19 protein-coding genes and 1 riboswitch are annotated in these 17,805 nt (G+C 39.4%); of the genes, 5 read left to right on the top strand and 14 right to left on the bottom strand.

Translation table 11 applies throughout. The features are described 5' to 3' along the window. Window positions 1-52: 52 nt before the first annotated feature. On the top strand, window positions 53-517 hold the full coding sequence (locus tag BS1321_RS22980) for an RrF2 family transcriptional regulator (protein ID WP_063233279.1): 465 nt from the start codon (window positions 53-55) through the stop codon (window positions 515-517). A 78-nt stretch (window positions 518-595) separates the two neighbouring features. Here BS1321_RS22980 and BS1321_RS22975 read toward each other — a convergent pair whose 3' ends face one another. The 3 genes from BS1321_RS22975 to BS1321_RS22965 form a co-directional block, all read right to left on the bottom strand. After that, the gene (locus BS1321_RS22975; RefSeq protein WP_063233278.1) at window positions 596-1,474 is read right to left on the bottom strand and encodes an HD-GYP domain-containing protein; all 879 of its coding nucleotides are present in this window, start codon (window positions 1,472-1,474) and stop codon (window positions 596-598) included. A gap of 81 nt (window positions 1,475-1,555) precedes the next feature. Beyond that, the gene (locus BS1321_RS22970; protein ID WP_063233277.1) at window positions 1,556-1,741 is read right to left on the bottom strand and encodes a zinc-finger domain-containing protein; all 186 of its coding nucleotides are present in this window, start codon (window positions 1,739-1,741) and stop codon (window positions 1,556-1,558) included. Between the two features lie 5 nt (window positions 1,742-1,746). Further along, window positions 1,747-2,418, bottom strand: a complete 672-nt coding sequence (locus BS1321_RS22965) for a reverse transcriptase-like protein (RefSeq protein WP_230162699.1) — start codon at window positions 2,416-2,418, stop codon at window positions 1,747-1,749. Between the two features lie 221 nt (window positions 2,419-2,639). On the opposite strand from BS1321_RS22965, the gene BS1321_RS22960 reads away from it, so the two are divergent. Next, window positions 2,640-3,053 (top strand): reverse transcriptase-like protein, encoded by a 414-nt coding sequence (locus BS1321_RS22960; RefSeq protein WP_063233276.1) that lies wholly within the window; start codon window positions 2,640-2,642, stop codon window positions 3,051-3,053. Then, the gene (locus BS1321_RS22955) at window positions 3,037-3,945 is read left to right on the top strand and encodes a DMT family transporter (RefSeq protein WP_063233275.1); all 909 of its coding nucleotides are present in this window, start codon (window positions 3,037-3,039) and stop codon (window positions 3,943-3,945) included. The genes BS1321_RS22960 and BS1321_RS22955 overlap by 17 nt, the downstream gene beginning before the upstream one ends. A 44-nt stretch (window positions 3,946-3,989) precedes the next feature. On the opposite strand, the gene BS1321_RS22950 is transcribed toward BS1321_RS22955, so the two are convergent. From BS1321_RS22950 to BS1321_RS22920, 8 genes are all read right to left on the bottom strand, one after another. Continuing rightward, entirely contained in the window at window positions 3,990-4,283 is a 294-nt protein-coding gene (locus BS1321_RS22950) for a DUF6123 family protein (RefSeq protein ID WP_063233274.1), read from the bottom strand. 109 nt (window positions 4,284-4,392) lie between these two features. Further along, complete coding sequence (locus BS1321_RS22945) at window positions 4,393-5,268, bottom strand: 5'-3' exonuclease (protein ID WP_063233349.1); 876 nt, start codon at window positions 5,266-5,268, stop codon at window positions 4,393-4,395. Window positions 5,269-5,353: 85 nt separating this feature from the next. Beyond that, window positions 5,354-6,181: a sulfurtransferase gene (locus tag BS1321_RS22940; RefSeq protein WP_063233273.1), complete on the bottom strand. Its 828-nt coding sequence runs from the start codon at window positions 6,179-6,181 to the stop codon at window positions 5,354-5,356. Between the two features lie 12 nt (window positions 6,182-6,193). After that, on the bottom strand, window positions 6,194-6,955 hold the full coding sequence (locus BS1321_RS22935) for a DNA polymerase beta superfamily protein (RefSeq protein WP_063233272.1): 762 nt from the start codon (window positions 6,953-6,955) through the stop codon (window positions 6,194-6,196). A 15-nt stretch (window positions 6,956-6,970) separates the two neighbouring features. After that, window positions 6,971-10,681: a dynamin family protein gene (locus BS1321_RS22930; protein WP_063233271.1), complete on the bottom strand. Its 3,711-nt coding sequence runs from the start codon at window positions 10,679-10,681 to the stop codon at window positions 6,971-6,973. A 193-nt stretch (window positions 10,682-10,874) separates the two neighbouring features. Further along, window positions 10,875-11,039, bottom strand: coding sequence for a hypothetical protein (locus BS1321_RS27640; protein ID WP_155726466.1), 165 nt, complete (start codon window positions 11,037-11,039; stop codon window positions 10,875-10,877). Window positions 11,040-11,183: 144 nt separating this feature from the next. Continuing rightward, window positions 11,184-11,714, bottom strand: coding sequence for an isoprenylcysteine carboxyl methyltransferase family protein (locus tag BS1321_RS22925; RefSeq protein ID WP_063233270.1), 531 nt, complete (start codon window positions 11,712-11,714; stop codon window positions 11,184-11,186). Then, window positions 11,714-12,802 (bottom strand): type III polyketide synthase, encoded by a 1,089-nt coding sequence (locus tag BS1321_RS22920; protein ID WP_063233269.1) that lies wholly within the window; start codon window positions 12,800-12,802, stop codon window positions 11,714-11,716. Before BS1321_RS22920 ends, BS1321_RS22925 begins: the two co-directional genes overlap by 1 nt. Before the next feature lie 187 nt (window positions 12,803-12,989). Here BS1321_RS22920 and BS1321_RS28620 point away from each other — a divergent pair, with 187 nt between their 5' ends. Further along, on the top strand, window positions 12,990-13,136 hold the full coding sequence (locus BS1321_RS28620; protein WP_311620586.1) for a hypothetical protein: 147 nt from the start codon (window positions 12,990-12,992) through the stop codon (window positions 13,134-13,136). After that, on the top strand, window positions 13,133-13,441 hold the full coding sequence (locus tag BS1321_RS22915) for a chemotaxis protein CheX (RefSeq protein WP_311620579.1): 309 nt from the start codon (window positions 13,133-13,135) through the stop codon (window positions 13,439-13,441). Before BS1321_RS28620 ends, BS1321_RS22915 begins: the two co-directional genes overlap by 4 nt. A 383-nt stretch (window positions 13,442-13,824) precedes the next feature. Here BS1321_RS22915 and BS1321_RS22910 read toward each other — a convergent pair whose 3' ends face one another. From BS1321_RS22910 to BS1321_RS22900, 3 genes are all read right to left on the bottom strand, one after another. After that, the gene (locus BS1321_RS22910; RefSeq protein WP_063233268.1) at window positions 13,825-15,138 is read right to left on the bottom strand and encodes a nucleobase:cation symporter-2 family protein; all 1,314 of its coding nucleotides are present in this window, start codon (window positions 15,136-15,138) and stop codon (window positions 13,825-13,827) included. Further along, entirely contained in the window at window positions 15,131-15,730 is a 600-nt protein-coding gene (locus BS1321_RS22905) for a xanthine phosphoribosyltransferase (RefSeq protein WP_063233348.1), read from the bottom strand. The genes BS1321_RS22910 and BS1321_RS22905 overlap by 8 nt, the downstream gene beginning before the upstream one ends. A gap of 161 nt (window positions 15,731-15,891) precedes the next feature. Beyond that, window positions 15,892-15,993, bottom strand: a riboswitch (purine riboswitch). A 247-nt stretch (window positions 15,994-16,240) separates the two neighbouring features. Then, complete coding sequence (locus BS1321_RS22900) at window positions 16,241-17,758, bottom strand: carboxypeptidase M32 (protein WP_063233267.1); 1,518 nt, start codon at window positions 17,756-17,758, stop codon at window positions 16,241-16,243. Window positions 17,759-17,805 lie beyond the last annotated feature (47 nt).

Raw genomic sequence — 17,805 nt, 5'->3', positions numbered from 1 at the left:
ATGTTCACATTTATGATATAGTCAAATGGGGATAGAATGTGAGGCGATAAACATGAGGTTGACGAGTTATTCCGATTACTCACTTAGAGTGTTGATTTACCTGGCTTCCCACGACCAAAGCAAATTATCAAATATTAAAGAGATTTCTGAAGTATATCAACTGTCTAAAAATCATTTGATGAAGATTGTTCATAATCTAGGTAAATTAGGCTATATTGAGACGATACGCGGAAGAAATGGCGGTTTCCGGCTTGCAAAATCACCCGCTGAAATAAATGTAGGGGAACTGGTGCGGAGAACCGAAGAAGATTTTTATCTAGTGGAATGTTTTAAAGATCACGATAACTGTGTGATTTCTCCCGTTTGTTCATTGAAATTTGTCCTTAATAATGCCTTGGATGCTTTTCTACAGGTCCTTGATCAATATACGATTGCAGACTTTAGCGAAAATAAAGTAATGCTCAAAGCCTATTTTGATTCGGTAAAGCAGAATGACGAAGAGCCCGATTTTTTATAATCGGGCTCTTTTTCATTCACCGATGATTCTTTCGATTTGCCGTTTTCAATAAAACTTTAAGGTGATCGTATGGATTGATCATGATGATCGTGCCAATTGTCCATTGGTAAGCATGACTTCTTTTCCGACCAAAGTGGACATTAATCGGCTTACAAACTCCAGCAGGATTTCTGGATTGAATTTACTGAACATATCGCTGTTCATTTGCTCAATCACCTTATAAAACGGCATGGCCTGATGATATACACGACTTGAAGACATCGCATGGAATACGTCGGCTATAGCGACGATTTTCGAATGATGATGGATATCATTCCCCTTCAGTCCAAGTGGATAGCCTTGCCCATCTTCCCGTTCATGGTGCTGAAGGGCTGTTAATGCAAGCGATGGTGAGATTCCAGGGATATTTTTAAGTAATTCATACCCATAAATGGTATGGCGCTTCATTTCTTCATATTCTGCCGCAGTCAGTTTACCCGGTTTTTCCAATATACTATCTGAAATCCTTGTTTTACCCACGTCATGCAGCGTGGCTGCCAATGTCAGGGCTGAAAGGTTTTCTTTCGATAAACCATGCTTCATCCCTAGATAAGTGGCAATGATTCCGACACCGATATTATGCCTATACGTGTACTCGTTATTTGCTTGCATCTCTTCGAAAAGGTAATAAATATCAGGATTCCTTGCAGCTTCTGCAATGACAGGTGCTACTTCCGCTTTAATCAATTCAATCTTTTCAAGCTGTATTTTTCCTTCTTTACATATATCTTGAAAGATGTTTTTGATTTGAAGAGAAGCTTCGTTGATTCTTTCATGAATCTTTACGTTTGGTTGTACAGGATCTTGTTCAGTTAAAGGAAATTCACCTTTTTTCAATTCTTCCATTATGAAATCAATTTTAGGTATGGTAAGAGGCGGATTCGCTTTATTATTCAGCTTCCCTCTTCTATTTTTCATTGCTCTCACAATTCCCTCTATTTTTTACCTATAATACCATATCCTGCATTCCCCCCCTATGTCTTAATGATTTTTGGGGACTTAAGATCGGTCACTAAGTTCATTGCCCAGCAGTTTTAATTTTTCACCAACCGTACATTCTGAAATACAGAACTGATGGGCATACGTACGCCCCTTTTCTTTTCGAAAATGCTTTCGTAAAAAACAATCTTGGCAAAATGAAGCGAGGACATCTTCCACTTCTTCATATATTTTTTTCCTGTTCATTGTTGTTATGGCTCCTTTGACCCATCAATTTCTATTTTGCTGAAAATGGCTTTTCCCTGCAGTGCAAGAGTTGCGAGGCGATCGGCTTCCTGGTTTTCCTTTCGAGAAATTGGCTTGCAGACCGGAATGATCTTTAATTTATCCAGTTTCGCTTCAATGCGGTCCAGCCATTTATTTAAGTTTTCTTCCATACAGGGCCATTCACCGGAAAGTTGATTTAAGACAACTAAAGAATCCCCTTTAAAGACACAGCTTTGATGGTGGATTCCAAGTTCGTCCATCTGCCTGACCGCTTCATGAAAGGCCGCATATTCCGCTTCATTATTCGATTCAAATTGCTCCAATTTCATATTGGTGCGTAGCCGCCAGAACTTCTTACCTTGACGAAAATAAATGGCAACACCGATTCCTGCCACCTTTTCATCTTTTTGAAAACCTCCATCAAAAAAAACCGTCACATCCTGCGGCTCTTCCTCAACTTCCGTCAGGAGTTTCTTTAGCTCCTTCTTGGTCCATGTTGTATCGAATTCATCCTTGAATTCCACTTCCTTCAGCCTTCCTGCCTTTTCAAGATCTTCCGTAATGACCAGTGCAGTCCCGGCATCAAGCCAATCCGAAACGAAATCGGCAGATGGTTTTTTTGAAGCATGATATGTCCATTGCATAATTACCTTCAAAGATTTCCAGCTCCTTATTTATTCACCATTCATGCAGAACAGCTTACAATTTTCATACCTTTTTTCCGTCATACCCTTTATAATATATTGTAAGCATTTGAATCACTCTTTTTAATTATAGTTCCCATATCAGCCTGAAATTCTCATGTTTCAATCTTAATTTTATATGAAACATTTTTTTATCAAAGCATATTAACAGTTAACTCGAGGAGGAGCACATCTTGATCGAAGTGTATATTGATGGTGCCAGTGCAGGCAATCCAGGGCCGAGCGGCGCAGGTGTTTTCATAAATAATAACGGTGTGGTCGAAAGGCATTCCTTTCCGCTTGGAAATATGGAAAACCATGAAGCCGAGTACCATGCTTTAATCAAAGCATTGGAAATTTGTGTAGCCAATAAATATCAAATCGTTTCTTTTCGGACTGACTCCCAAGCCATCAACCAGGCCATTGAAAAAAGATTTGCAAAAAATAAGTATGCCATTTTGCTGGAACGTGCGTTAAAGCTTTCCGACGAGCTTGAATTATTTTTCATGAAATGGATTCCAAATCTTGAAAACAAGTCCGCGGATGAGTTGGCGAGACGGGCCATTCGATTGAATAAGGGTGAGGAAATTCATGAACAAGACAGCTGATTTTTCATTATTATTCGTTGTATTCATCTGGGGCGTCACTTTTGTTATGGTCCAAAATGCACTATCTTTTCTTGACCCCTTCACGTTTAATGCCGTCCGTTTCTTCATGGCCTTCGTTTTCTTGCTCATCCCTTATTTATCGACTTTACACAAAAAGGGGAGAACTTGGAATAAGGGCCTTTTTATAGCTGGGTTTCATATTGGAGTTTGGCTTTTTCTGGGATATGGGCTTCAAACGATCGGATTGAATTATACAACTCCTGCTAAGACAGGCTTCATAACAGGATTAAGTGTCGTCATGGTCCCTGTTTTTTCCCTGCTGCTTTTAAAACATAGGCTTTCCCGCAATACAATAATAGGTGTCGCAGCCGCAACCATCGGGCTTTATTTAATGACTTTCGCTGACCGCTCAAATTTGAATATCGGTGATTTACTGGTATTTTTATGCGCAATCAGTTTTGCCATGCAGATCATTACTACCGCTAGATATGCCAGGACCCTTCCTGCTTTACCGTTGACGCTGATTCAGGTTTCCACCGTATCTTTATTATCATTTGTTTCAGCCTTCATTTTCAAAGAGAACCATTCCGTCATCTTCAGCTCAGAGGTCATGTTACAGAAGGATGTATGGACTGCTTTATTGGTTACGGCAGCCCTGGCCACGGCGTTCGCCTTTTTCGCACAAACCTTCTTCCAAGCCTATACGACACCTACAAGAGTGGCGCTGATCTTTTCAATGGAACCGGTTTTTGCTGCGTTATCCTCATACATATTGATAGGGGAAAAATTGACTTCCGCTTCCATCATCGGCTGCGCATTCATTTTCTTGGGAATGATATTTGCTGAACTGCCTGTTAAGAAAAAGAAATCGGTGACACAGGAGTTTTCTTGAAAAGCCCAATTAAATAAATCGGACTTCCAGTTACGAAGTCCGATTTATTTAAGCAGCCCCTGTTCTTTTGCAAACGATACCGCTGCACTACGCGTTTCAATGCCATTTTGTTTTAAATTTTCCAAAAAGGAGATATAAAAGCTACCATCAAAATTCTTTTGTACCTTCAATGTCAATTCTATTGCTGCATTGACTAAAATATCACTTGCATCCGTGTAGCGCTTACCAAAATAAATAAAACCAATAGCGTCATTACCAAAAGTGAATCCCTTACCCTCTAAAAAACTAACATACTCTTCAGTTGACTTCGCCAATTCTGCATCCACTCCATACTTCATACCTTATTTTCATCTTACCGTATATCAAAGATTTTGACTATCCATTTTTCGACAAAAAAATCACCCTACAAAATAACGGAGCTCCCATTGGGAAGCTCCGCTTGTTTGATTAAATCATTCGCAGTAAAGCCCTGAATTCATGATCATTAGCCAGATTTTTTACCTTCTCGCGATCATACTGATAGACCGCATCGTCCAAAGAACATGAAATTGGTACATCACATTTTATTTCTGCTAGTTTTCTGGATAAATGAAGCATATCGACGGCGGATTCAATTTTAGTCCGCTGCCCATTCGTCAATGAAGCAACATTTTCAAGTATCCCTTCGATACTTTGATACTGGATCAATAATTTCAACGCTGTCTTCTCCCCAATTCCTTTAACTCCGGGATAATTATCAGCTGTATCACCCATTAAAGCTTTTAAATCGATCATTTGTCTTGGTGTGATCCCTTTCCATTCAAAAAAGCTATCTGGATTATGCACTTCATAGTTACCATACCCTTTTTTTAACAATAGTACGGAAATGTTTTCATCTATTAACTGAAGCATATCTTGATCGCCAGTCAATATACCCACCCGGCTATGTTGGGCAGATGCCTTGGCAATTGTCCCGATACAGTCATCCGCCTCATATCCAGAGAGCCCTATGTTAGGGATATCAAATGCTTCAACCGCTTTTTTCGCTAGGTCGAATTGAGGGATCATTTCGACTGGAGCTTCTGATCGATTAGCCTTGTATCCATCAAATAATTCATTTCTGAAAGTCTTGCTGCCCATATCCCAACATACCGCTACATGACTAGGTGAAAAGTGATTCACCGCCGTCAGCATATGCTTCAAAAAACCTTGAACGGCATTTGTCGGGATGCCTTTTGAGTTAATCATGAACTGACCAGTAACGGCCGTTGCATAAAAAGCTCTAAATAAAAGCGCCATCCCATCGACAAGCATAAAGGAAGGATGCTGCTCATTTTCTTTCATTAACACATTATCACCTCTATCATGATGTACTTCCATTTTAACATATCTGTCCCCTTTTTTAAGGATCGTTTAATTGGAAAAAATATTATTCAATTGGATTATCCTCATACGAGATCCAGTCACTGAAACTGCCAATATAAATCTTCACATCTATAAAGCCCGCTTCTTTCAGGGCGATATAATTGGGTGATGCCGTTACACCTGAACCGCAGTACACAATGATTTCCTTATCTTTTCCGATGCCTGTGAAATTCGACTGAAGATCTTCCTTCTTTTTAAAATAGCCATTTTCCAGAACGTTCGTCCACACCTTATTTACTGCACCAGGTATATGACCGGCTTTTTTATCAATTGGCTCCTCGATGCCCTCGTAGCGCTTAGATTCCCTTGAATCCATTAATACGATATCGTCAGGCCTATTCATTGTATAATCCTTCACTGTTTGAAAAGAAGCAAAAACGGACTCATTTAAATCGATATGATATTCTGTAGGCACATATTTCGTTAGATTCGAGTCAATTGGATAGCCCGCATCCCTCCAGGCGCGAAAGCCCCCGTTAAGAACAAAGACTTTCTGATGCCCAAGATAGCTCAGCAGCCAGACAAACCTGGAAGCAAAAGAACCTTCCCCGCCATCATAAGCAATAAGTACCGTATCATTGGTGATTCCATTTGATTCAAGTTTAACTTTTAAGGTTTCCAGGTCAGGAAGAGGATGTCTTCCGCCATGTTCTTGAACCTGCCCCGATAAGTCCTTTTCAAGATCGAAATAAACAGCGCCGGAAATATGGTCTTTTTTGTATTCATTATACCCTGCATCAGGAGAGCCTAGCTGAAAGCGGCAGTCACAAATTCTGATATCACTGGAATTCAACAACGGCAACAGCTCTTCTTTTTCGATTATAAAACTCATCTGAAAAACCCCCTATTTCAAAATGGTCCAAATTAATTCATTAAGCTCCGTTTCCATGTTCTTCCCTTTATGTAGCATAGTTATCTCATTCTTTATGGAAAGCGATTTCCCTTCTATTAGCGAAAGATTCTTTTCACTTTCATCGTTGCTTATACATTCTTCCATTTGTTTTGCCTTAAATATCCGGGTCATCCTAGTTTTCAGTTCTTGATCAATTGGAACCAAATCAAGTAATTCCCATACCGATAAAGGTGGCAGCGAACCCCGTTGGATGATATATTCAAGGATTAAATACGAACGGTATACTTGTACCCATATTTTTAGTTCTTTTCTTTCGGAATCCCTTGGTTTTGACAATTGTTTAAGATTATCACTCATCATCCGATAATAATGGTGTCCCAGTGCCTTTTTGGAATAGCAATCCGCTATCAAACCATTCATCTTCCTATAATAATCCGGATGGGTTATCAACTTGATTGGCGATTGATATAATTCAAAAAGAGCAGGATTACTCTTTAAGGTAAGACGGGATGATTTAAAGAGATCCCAGCCTTCCATGTCAAATAGGCCTTCTTTCAAATGGATGACTTCAACTGGCTGACTCAAGCTGAGGTATGATCGCTTATCATTATGAACATATATAAACCGAACATCGTAATCCGATTGTACCGATGATAAACCAAAAGAATGGCTGCCAGTAACAGCAGCCATCAAAATGGTCATATCCTCTTTCTTTTCCAGGTATCTCAATCGTGAAATAAGGTTTTCTTTCATGAATGAACCTCGTTTCTATTTCGAATGCATTTTAGCCAATTCCGCTACGGCATTTTCATAATACGGTAAATCGACCGTTTCCTCCAATGCTGCACGTAGACCTGCAAAGATATCCGATATTTCCGTCTTAAACTCTTTTTGAATCGCGAGTAACTCTTGTTCGAGGACTTCAATATACATTTCGAAAATCCGCTCACCCTGTTCTTTTACATATATAAGGGCAGGTTCATCTAAACGCTTCTGAAGCCCTTCGCTCATTTTCGCTTTTTCATTTTTTTCAAAGAAAGATTTTGGATTTTTAAATAAAGCCAATTCCTTTTTGAATTCCCCCGTATCTAATTTGGCAAAAGCTCCTGTAAATTCAAGGGACTCCCTCTCATTAGGTTCATATGGCTGTAATGAAAGGGTTCTTCTTATTTTTTGCATTTGCTGAAGCAAACTGTTTTGTTTCTCATTCAGTAATTTATTTACGAACATTTCCGTCCTTAAAGCCGTTGCCCGCATTTCCTGGGCAAGGTCAAAGCCTAACGCATCCAATAAGTTCTTCATCGATTGCTTGAGGACAATTTTCAAATCGCCTCCATCATCTTTTAAAACAGCCGGATTGAACGATTCTTTGAAGAAATCATTAAACCGGAAGAAGACCCGTTGTTTACTATAGAAAGTCAATTCGTCGATCTCTTTTTTCAAACGTTGCTTTTCTGCATCCCCTTTAATGACTGAGAGGAGTTCCGAAATGGACTGTGCCTCATGAGAAAGGGTCTCCAAGGCATTTCGTTTCGCTTTCTCATCCTGCCTGGAAGCTGTAATTACATCTCGTAGCAGTTCTTCCGTTCTTTTTACAGCCGCTTGAGCCGATTCAATTGCAAGTCCAGTTAAATCGTTTTCTATGAAAGAATCGAATTGGCCTTGGAATTCCGAGATTCCGCTATTAGGAAGGAACGAATGCTTAAACGAACCAGGCGTTTGCTTTTCCATCAACGCTCCCTTACTCGTAAGCGGGAACAGTTTAGGAAAACGGATTCCGAATCCATTCAATTGATCTGTGACATAATCCATCACTTCGTCCAATTCGTCAGTGGTTTGGGCCAGATCGACGGCATTGACGATGAAAAACATCTTATCCATAGCGAAAGAATCTTTCACACGTCCAAGTTGTATCAAGAACTCCCTGTCTGCCCGTGAAAACGGGTGATTATAATAGGTCACAAAAAGGATGGCGTCCGAATTCTTAATATACTCGAAAGCTGCTCCTGTATGTCGTGCATTTATCGAATCCGCCCCAGGTGTGTCAACAAGGACCATCCCCTGTTTTGTCATTTCACAGTCATATCGCAATTCAATTAGATCAACAAGACACGACTTGGACTCTTCTGCAGCAAAACGTTTAAATCCTTCAAGATCTACCGTTACCACATTTCCTAAATCATTTTGGTACTCGGGCAGCCCTTGATGAAACGCCCTAAGAAAGGATAAATGCGTTTTCCCCTTATCAACTTCCCCCGCCTTCGAAATGATTTGCCCTGCTAGTTGAAGTGCTTCATCTAGATTCTTTGCCGATTTATCAAAAGCTGCCAAGGCCAGGCTAACATCTTCCAACAGCATCGCTTCAGTTTTTAATTTGACGGTTGCCGTTCCATGTGGATGCTCAGCGTCTGAAGACATGATTTTGTTGATTGCGGCAGTTGTCGGATTTGGTGAAACAGGAAGGACGCTTTCTCCCATCAACGCATTGGCGAAGGAAGATTTACCCGCACTGAATGCACCGAAGAGGGCAACCGTGAACGTTTGCTGTTCCAAGCGATTTGCCTTCTCTTTCAATTCTTTATAAAGTGATTGAAACCCTCTCAAAGGTTGGATCAGCTTGGCCGCCTGTTGTAAACCCGCTGCAGTCTCCATCAGCTTTTCTTTTCCGCGTAAATCAGTAGCATCAGATGTAGAAACAGTCACAGAAGGTACAACTTCTTTGCTTTCTTTATCATGTTGCGTTTCAGGTTCGTTGACGGACCTTGAATTACTTACTTTATCCGTTTTCATGATTTTAACTGTAATATTTTTTTCTTCTTCATTCCATTGAGTTAATAGCATATCGATATCGCGCTCATCGACTAATGATTCAGTTTGTTGAGCAATGTCTGCTAAACGTTCCGTTTGGTACTCAATTTCCGCATTCATCGCAGCAGTAACTTTAAGGGCTTCCGCAAATTCAGAAAAACCTTCAAGCTCCTTATCGATGGATTTAGACTGCTGTTCCACTATTCCTTCCATAACGGTAACCATATTATTCAAAAATCCTTCTGATACATCACGAGCTTTCTTTTTGATGGCTGATGCTAAATCATTCGTATAGTTTAAAACGTATTCACCCGTAATATCAACTTGAGGCTTCAAAGAGTTTTTTATGTAAGATTCCGTTACCTCAATCTGAAGTGCCTGAGCCGTACTTTCAAGTGTTGAATCATGGATCTCCGCTTGATTAAGCGTTTTAACTGCTAATTCTTTAAGATGCCATTCAAGCTGGGTTTTCACCTTTTCTTGTAAATCGGTCAAGAACGCCTTGATACGTGCCTCACGTTCGGCATCCGTTTTTTTCTTAGCAAATAATAGACCCATTTTAAAGTCCGGCTGAGCAGATTCCAAGAAAGATTTACCTAGGTCCCGTGTAGCGGCGGGCATGATGTACGCACCTTTTAGTATGGTTTCTAATGCATCAGCATATTGGACCTTGATTTCCTCTATACGTCCAGTTAATGATTTTTTTTCTTTCAATAGGCTGTCCACTTGATTCGTCAGGTGTATTCGCTCTTCATGAGGAAGTTCTGATAAAACTTCAAAATCATCGGCATGTTCCTCTTCATACTGCTCCTTCAGCCAATTAAGATGCCTTTCGACAAGGGCATTTGCCGATTGCATGATGGCATCTTTCCCATCATTTAGACCTTTGCCCGCCATTTCATATATGAATTGCTTGACCACTTCTATTTCATTTTCGCTATTGTTCAAGTCTCTTACGGATGTATAAAAAATACCATCAGGATATACATTCCAGTTCGCAAATGCTTCAGAAACGGAAAGCTTGAAGTCTTGAAAGCTAAGCTCGTTCTCATCATGCTTATCAATCATATTGATAATTAAGTATGTCGGTTTTTCAGCCTCTAACAATTCTTTCGTGAATAGGAAGTTCACTTCTGATTGGACATGATTGTAGTCCATGACATAGAAGACGACATCAGCTAGATGCAAGGCAGATTCCGTAGAAACTCTATGTGCATCATCTGTCGAATCAATTCCTGGCGTATCCATGATCGCACATGAATCCGGCAGTGAAAAATCATTGGAACTTATCGTTATCGCCGATACTGAATCTCCATCCTTGGCAAATTTCTTGACCTCTTTAAAATCATAAGGTGCAGGAAATAAGACTGGTGGCTGATGATGGTAAAAGACTTTGGCATAGTCTTCCCCTTTTTGGACTTTTACCGTATTTGCACTTGTTGGAATCGGACTTGAAGGCAATACTTGATCACCAAGGAGAAAGTTGATCATACTAGATTTCCCCGCTGAAAAATGCCCGCAAAAAGCAATGATGAACTCCTCGTTATTGACTTTCATGATTAACTGTTTCAGTTTATCGGCATTGCCTGTATCACCTGCCGATTGAAATTTCTCATACATGGCAGTCAAAATCCCCAATTTGGACTGTTGCTTTAATGTTTCTTGAATCATGAATCCATACCCCTTAATCTATCGTCATTTTGATATTCTTATTGTAAACGATTTCGTTTGTTATTCATACCATCAGCTTTATTTTTACTATATGATTCATTACAGGCCATGTTCAAAAAAAAACCACCAATTGGTGGATTCATACAGTTTGTTTCATATATTGACTTTGAAATGCAAAAAAAAACCAGGATTTTTACCTGGTTGTAGGGGTGGGGTTAAATGCAGTTCGGTTTTCCATTGGTGACTCGGTATAAGGTTTTACTGCCTTTGCCGGTTTTTGAATATTATTCAATACATGTTTCATCACAAAACCATATGTAGCGACTGTCAATAAAATGAATACCCAAACCATTACCAACACCATCCTCTTATATATTGATTAGCTTTTAGTTATTAGTTATTAGAATAAATTTATTGAAATCCGAATGAGAATAATTTTCATCTTCATTTAGAATCTTATCACGAACGATAATCATTTTCAATAAGAAATTAAAATTTTTTATTATTTTCCCTTAAAAACCGCAGAATATTCCGTATGTTCCTTTAATGCCTTCTCTTCTAGTGGGATTCTTACCGTCATCATCCAAACATTCAATAAACTAAAGATGATAGCAGTATAATATGCATTGAATAGCAAGGAAATAACTATAATCTCAGTTGCCACTATGATATAGTTCGGATGTTTGAAATATTTATAAGGACCTTTAATGACTACATCGGCATCAGGAACCACTATGATTTTGGTGTTCCAATGTTTTCCCAATGACCGGATTACCCAAATCCTTCCTGTCTGCGCAATTATAAAAAGGGTCAGCCAAATTGGCCAAAGTCCAGCCACATCTCTTTCAAGCACGACCACTTCAATAATGAGAACAATAAAAAAACTAAGGTGCATTAAAACCATCCATCTGTAATGGGACTCACCGTATTCTACTGCTCCTGCAACTTTCAGCTGTTTTTCATTTTGTTTGGCGATATTTAATTCAACCAGGCGTTGAATAGCGATCAAGATAATGAAAATGGCGAAGATCATCACTTCCACCTCATTAACACAAGTTCTGATGAAAAACCAGGCCCCAATGCAGCAGCCAAGCCAACCTCATCTTTATTCCCGCCACGCTGCATGAACCTCTCCAGGACATACAAAATGGTTGCTGAGGACATATTGCCAAATTCCCGCAATACATTCATTGACTCTGCCGTCATGCTTTCATCGAACCCGAGGGCTTCGTGATATGCATCAATTACTTTTTTGCCACCGGGGTGAGCAATGAAATCTTTTATATCCCTGAGATCGAAACCATTCTCCAATAAGAACTCTTGAACATTAGGTTTAAGCCAATCTTTGATGATTGTAGGGATATCTTTCGAAAAGATCACGTATAACCCCTGATCTTTAACATCCCATCCCATTACATCCAATGAATCCGGCATAAGCGTAGATTGCGAAGCCAAAAATTGCAAATGTCTTACTTTTTTTGAAAACTGTTCATCCGGCACTTCATCACCGCAAACCAAAACACAGCTTACTCCATCAGAAAATAAGGAAGTTCCAATTAAATTGCTTTTGGAAATATCATTCTTTTGAAATGTCAGACTGCATAACTCCACACTTAAAACAATAACCTTCGCCGTCGGGTATGCTTGGCAATATTCAAAAGCACGCGATAGGCCACTTGCTCCCCCCGCACAGCCAAGTCCCCAAATTGGAATCCTTTTAACATGAGGGTTAAATGGAAGTTCATTCATTATCCTGGCATCAATGGTCGGGGTTGCAATCCCAGTGCTTGAGATAAAGAAGAAAGCATCTAGCTCGTTTGCCTGCAGTTCTTCTTTTAAAAACTCTGTGTTGGCTAAGCATTTTTCTATAGCTTCTTTCCCAAACTTGACTGCCTGCTGAATATATAAATCATTCCGATCGGCAAAAGCATGATCCTCTTTAAACCAATCAAGATCATTTGAAAAATATCGATTTTCCACTTGTCCATTCTTAAAGGCTTTTAATAACCGTTCTATATTCTTATATGAGGCTCCAAATATTTCTCTCGAAAATTCCATGATTTTTTCCTGAGAAAGTAAATGTGGCAGCTTTATATGAGATGCAGATAATAAATACGGCATGACTCCACCCCTTATTATTCATGATATGGTTAATATACCCACAAGGATATCATTTATGCTTTATCGCTAAATGGTCATATTTATTAGCGGTTCAGAATATTTTTTCTTTTTTTCTAAAAAAACTAGGTAAAAAAGACTATTAATTTGATAAAATAGTGAACATAACCGTACAAGCAGAGGAACTAAAATGGAAATCAACACTATAATCACAAAAGTGTTAAATGGGACCATCCTGGCAGTTAAGTCCGTTACTCCTTTCCCTTGGACGTTCAAACGCCGTCCCTCATTAGACAGCCTTTCGAAAAGGAATCCATTAGCATCCTTATTGGCTTGACAGGGGATATCCGCGGAAGAATAATTATTGAGGGAACAAACGGATGCATGATCAAAATAGGTGAAAGCATGTTTGGCATGCCCTTAGAAGGTGAAATGCTTGAATCTTTTGCAGCAGAACTCGGCAACATGCTTGCCGGTAATATCGCCACCTCTTTAGCAGGAGAGAATACATTAATTGATATTACCCCTCCAACCGTCATTGTGGGCAATACCAAAATGTTTGGATTTCATGAAGCAATCAATTTACCCATTTCATTAAAAGGCGTAGGTACTCTTCATATCATCTTAATGATCGAAATGTAATCATGAAACATAAAACCCCCTTACCTATAATCGGAAAGGGGGCGCTTTCATTCTTCTTTCTTTACTGAAGATTGATTTTGCACTTGAATAATTATATTTTGAAACTCCTCTTTTCCACAAACACTGCACCTATACTCCTGGCTTAGAATGGTTCGACAATGAATACAATATTTTTTCTCCATCCCTATCACTACTTTCCTGTACATATACTATCAATATATTCAAAAAGTGAATAGAGTTTCCTTTTATCTGACAAAACTCCAAAATTCTATATCAATGATATGCCTTCGGCAACAATGAAAAAATGCCCACAATCCTCATCGCCTGAGGATTGTGGGCATTTAAAAGGGCGAATCTATCAAGTTTACCGAATCTATTTTTAATCAGGCTACATTTTGCCCTTCAATACGCGCTTCCTTCACCTTCCCTTTTGTAGGAACGATGTTAAAGACGATATTCAAGAAAATGGCTGTCAAACTTCCTGCTACAATACCGTTTTCCGTTAAGATTTGAAAGCTTTCCGGAATTTGCGCAAATAGCTCAGGAACGACCGTCACCCCAAGGCCCATACCTACGGAACAAGCGATGATCAATAAATTTTCTTGAGAAGCAAAATCCACTTTGCTCAGCATCTTAATTCCAGCGGCAATTACCATCCCGAACATCGCAACCATTGCACCGCCAAGCACGGATGAAGGGATAATGGTCGTGAATGCACCAATTTTCGGAACAAAACCAATGAAAATGAGAATGCCCGCTGTAGTGTATATGACATTTCTTGTTTTAATGCCTGACAATTGAATCAATCCGACATTTTGTGAAAAAGCCGTATATGGAAACGCATTGAACAAACCGCCAATCATGATGGCAAGCCCTTCAGAACGATATCCCCGAGCTAGATCGTCTTCTGAAATCTCTTTGTCCGTTATCTCACCAAGAGCATAATAAACACCAGTCGATTCCACCAAGCTGACAATCGCCACCAAAGTCATTGTAATGATCGCCGTGACGTTAAATGTTGGAGCTCCAAAGTAGAAAAAATGAGGCATATGCAGCCAAGTGGCACTGACCACTGAGCTAAAATCCACTTTTCCAAGTAAGAAAGCTGCAAATGTTCCGACTAACAGCCCCAATAAAATAGAAATGGAGCGTACGAATCCCGACGAGAATTTATACATGAATATGATGAATAACAAAGTTCCAAAACCAAGAGCTACATTATTCAAGTCTCCAAAATCAGCAGCCCCTTGGCCTCCACCAAGATTGTTGATGGCAACAGGAATGAGCGTAATGCCAATAATCAAAACGACCGATCCAGTGACAATGGGTGGGAAGAACCTTGCCAGTTTTCCGAAGAACTTACTAATGATAACGACGATCAATCCCGACACCAATATAGATCCATAAATGGAGTTGATTCCATATTGTGTACCAATTGCAATCATCGGGCTAACTGCTGTGAATGTGCAGCCTAGGACGACCGGAAGCCCAATCCCAAAGAATTTATTTTTCCACACTTGCAATAAAGTTGCTATCCCGCACATCAAAATGTCTATCGAAACTAAATAAGTTAACTGCGCTGCAGTCAAACCCAGCGCCCCACCGACAATCAATGGAATGACAACTGCACCGGCATACATGGCAAGAACATGTTGTAATCCTAAGGAAGCAACTTTTAATGGTGATTGATTAGACATTGACGGTTGCTCCTTCCTTTTCGTCAGCGAACGTTATCTCACCGAATTTCAACTCAGCAATTCGCGCAAGTGATTCCACTTGAAAACCTTGTTCCCTAAGATCCTTACCACCACTTTGGAATGCTTTTTCAATCACGATGCCAATTCCGGCCACTTCTGCTCCAACCTGCTTACAGATTTCCACCAAGCCCCGGGCTGCCTGTCCGACCGCAAGGAAGTCATCGATGATCAAAACCTTATCTCCAGCTTCAATATATTTATTGGAAACCGTAATGGTATTGGTTTCTTTTTTTGTAAAGGAATGAACGGACGCCGTCACTAAATCATTTGTTAAAGTAAGTGATTTACGTTTACGGGCAAAAATTAGCGGAACTTCCAATTCCAACGCAGCCATCAAACCAGGTCCAATGCCTGAAGATTCAATCGTCAGCACTTTCGTTATTTCCTTTTGTTCGAAACGTTTTACGAATTCTTTACCAATTTCTTTCATTAAGATAGGATCCATTTGATGGTTTAAGAATGAATCTACTTTTAAAATATCTTCTGATAAAGCTTGACCCTCGGACAAGATTTTTTCCTTTAAAAGTTGCATGAAGGTTCCTCCCAATCTTGGATGTTTATTGACCCATAAACACGCAATTGTTTCCCGGCATATAAAAAAGCCCAAGAAACATTGCGACACTTTTTTGGAGTGAAGCAATACTTCTTGGGCATGAATGAAAAATGAATCAGCAAAAGCCTTCATTTACGCAACAAGATCTATTACTCACCCATAGTCGAATTATTTACGGTAATCCGGTAGAAACTTGCAGGCCATATCCCTGCTATTATACGAGTGGAACTTTATATTTTATTAATATATGAATTATAACAACGCTGGCTCTATTTGAAAAGTAATTTTTGATAAAAAACCGAACTTTCAATTAAAAAAATAAATCATCATTCGTATTATTAGAAAATTGTGAAATCACGAAACCTAAATAACATGGACTTTCCTATCAAGAAAAACATCACCCCGTCTTCATATTCCTTTTAATAGCATCACAGAACCAAAAAATGGAAGAAGTCCTTGGCATTTAATCCAAGTCCTTCTTCCTTTAATTCATTTGATTTTATAAACTTCTTTATATTTACTTTCAAGATACTGTATTAAATACTGAACATTCAGGCCTTCCCCTGTCGTTTCTTTCAAAATCTCAAGAGGCTTTTTGGTTTTTCCGTATTTATGTATCTTTTCATTAAGCCATTTCCTGATTGGCGCAATATTACCCGCTTCCAACAGTCCATCAAAATCAGGCAAATCTTTAAGCATCGATTGCTTGATTTGGGCTGCATACATATAACCCAATGCATAAGAAGGGAAATAACCAAAGCTGCCATCTGCCCAATGTACATCTTGCAACACACCCATGGCATCATTTTCAGGCACAATTCCCAAATAATCCTTGTATTTTTCATTCCATACTTCCGGTAAATCCTTCACTTCAAGTTCCCCATTAAAGAGAGCCTTTTCCAGTTCATACCGAATCATAATATGTAGAGGATACGTCAGTTCATCTGCTTCAATACGGATGAACGATGGTTTTGATTCGTTAATGCCCCGGTAAAATTCATCCAGCGTCACATCAGTGAATTGTTCGGGAGCATACTCTTTTAATAAGGAGAATTTATTTTTCCAGAAACTGTGGTTCCGTCCAATGAAGTTTTCGAAAAACAAAGATTGTGATTCATGGATCCCCATTGATGTCCCGCTATCGAGAAGTGTTCCGGTTAACTCTTCGGCAATATTCTGCTCATAAATGGCATGTCCACACTCATGAATGGTACCAAAGATTGCCCCCCTAAAATCATTTTCATCGTATCGGGTCGTCACCCGGACATCGCCCCTATTAATTCCAGTCGCGAAAGGGTGAACTGTTTCATCCAGCCTGCCAGCCTGAAAATCGTATCCTAGCTGTTTTAAAACTTCCAAGTTGAGTTGATGCTGTTTTTCTTTTGGAAATTCTTTATAAAGGAACGCTGTTTCAGGTCTATGTTCGCTTTCAGCAATCTGTTTTACCAAAGGAACGATCCTCGAACGAAGCTCACTGAATACGCTGTCAAGTATATCTACAGTCATGCCTGGTTCATACATATCTAAAAGGGTATTATATTTGGTCCCTTCATATCCCCAGTACTCTACGAACCTACGGGTATAAGCAACAATTTGCTCCAGATAAGGTTGAAATAAAGAAAAATCCGCTTTTTCCCTTGCCTCTTCCCATGCACTTTCAGAACGCGATTGTAAAATGACGAATTCCTTATATTCGTTTGCAGGAATTTTCTTATTCCTTTCAAACTCTCTTCTACACTCTAGTACCATTTTATTCGTCGTTTCACTAAGAGTGGCTTTCTCCATCGAAAGTTCTGAAATGAAGGATTCCATTTCTTTACTTGTGCTCATATTAAACACCTCGGAGGAAAGCATGCCGATAACTTCGGAACGCTGCTCAACTCCCTTTTTCGGTGAACCTGTACGCAAATCCCAAAAAATTAACTCGAGAGCTTCATTATAGGCCGAGATTTTCTTTACATATTCTTTAAAATCTTTTTCTATCAGATCGATACCCTTTTTTTTCATATTCACTGCTCCTTCCAACTACACTTTACCATATTATACAAAAATCT

The organism is Peribacillus simplex NBRC 15720 = DSM 1321, from assembly GCF_002243645.1.
In the GTDB taxonomy this organism is placed as follows: domain Bacteria; phylum Bacillota; class Bacilli; order Bacillales; family DSM-1321; genus Peribacillus; species Peribacillus simplex.
This window is presented reverse-complemented; position numbering and strand designations above follow the sequence as displayed.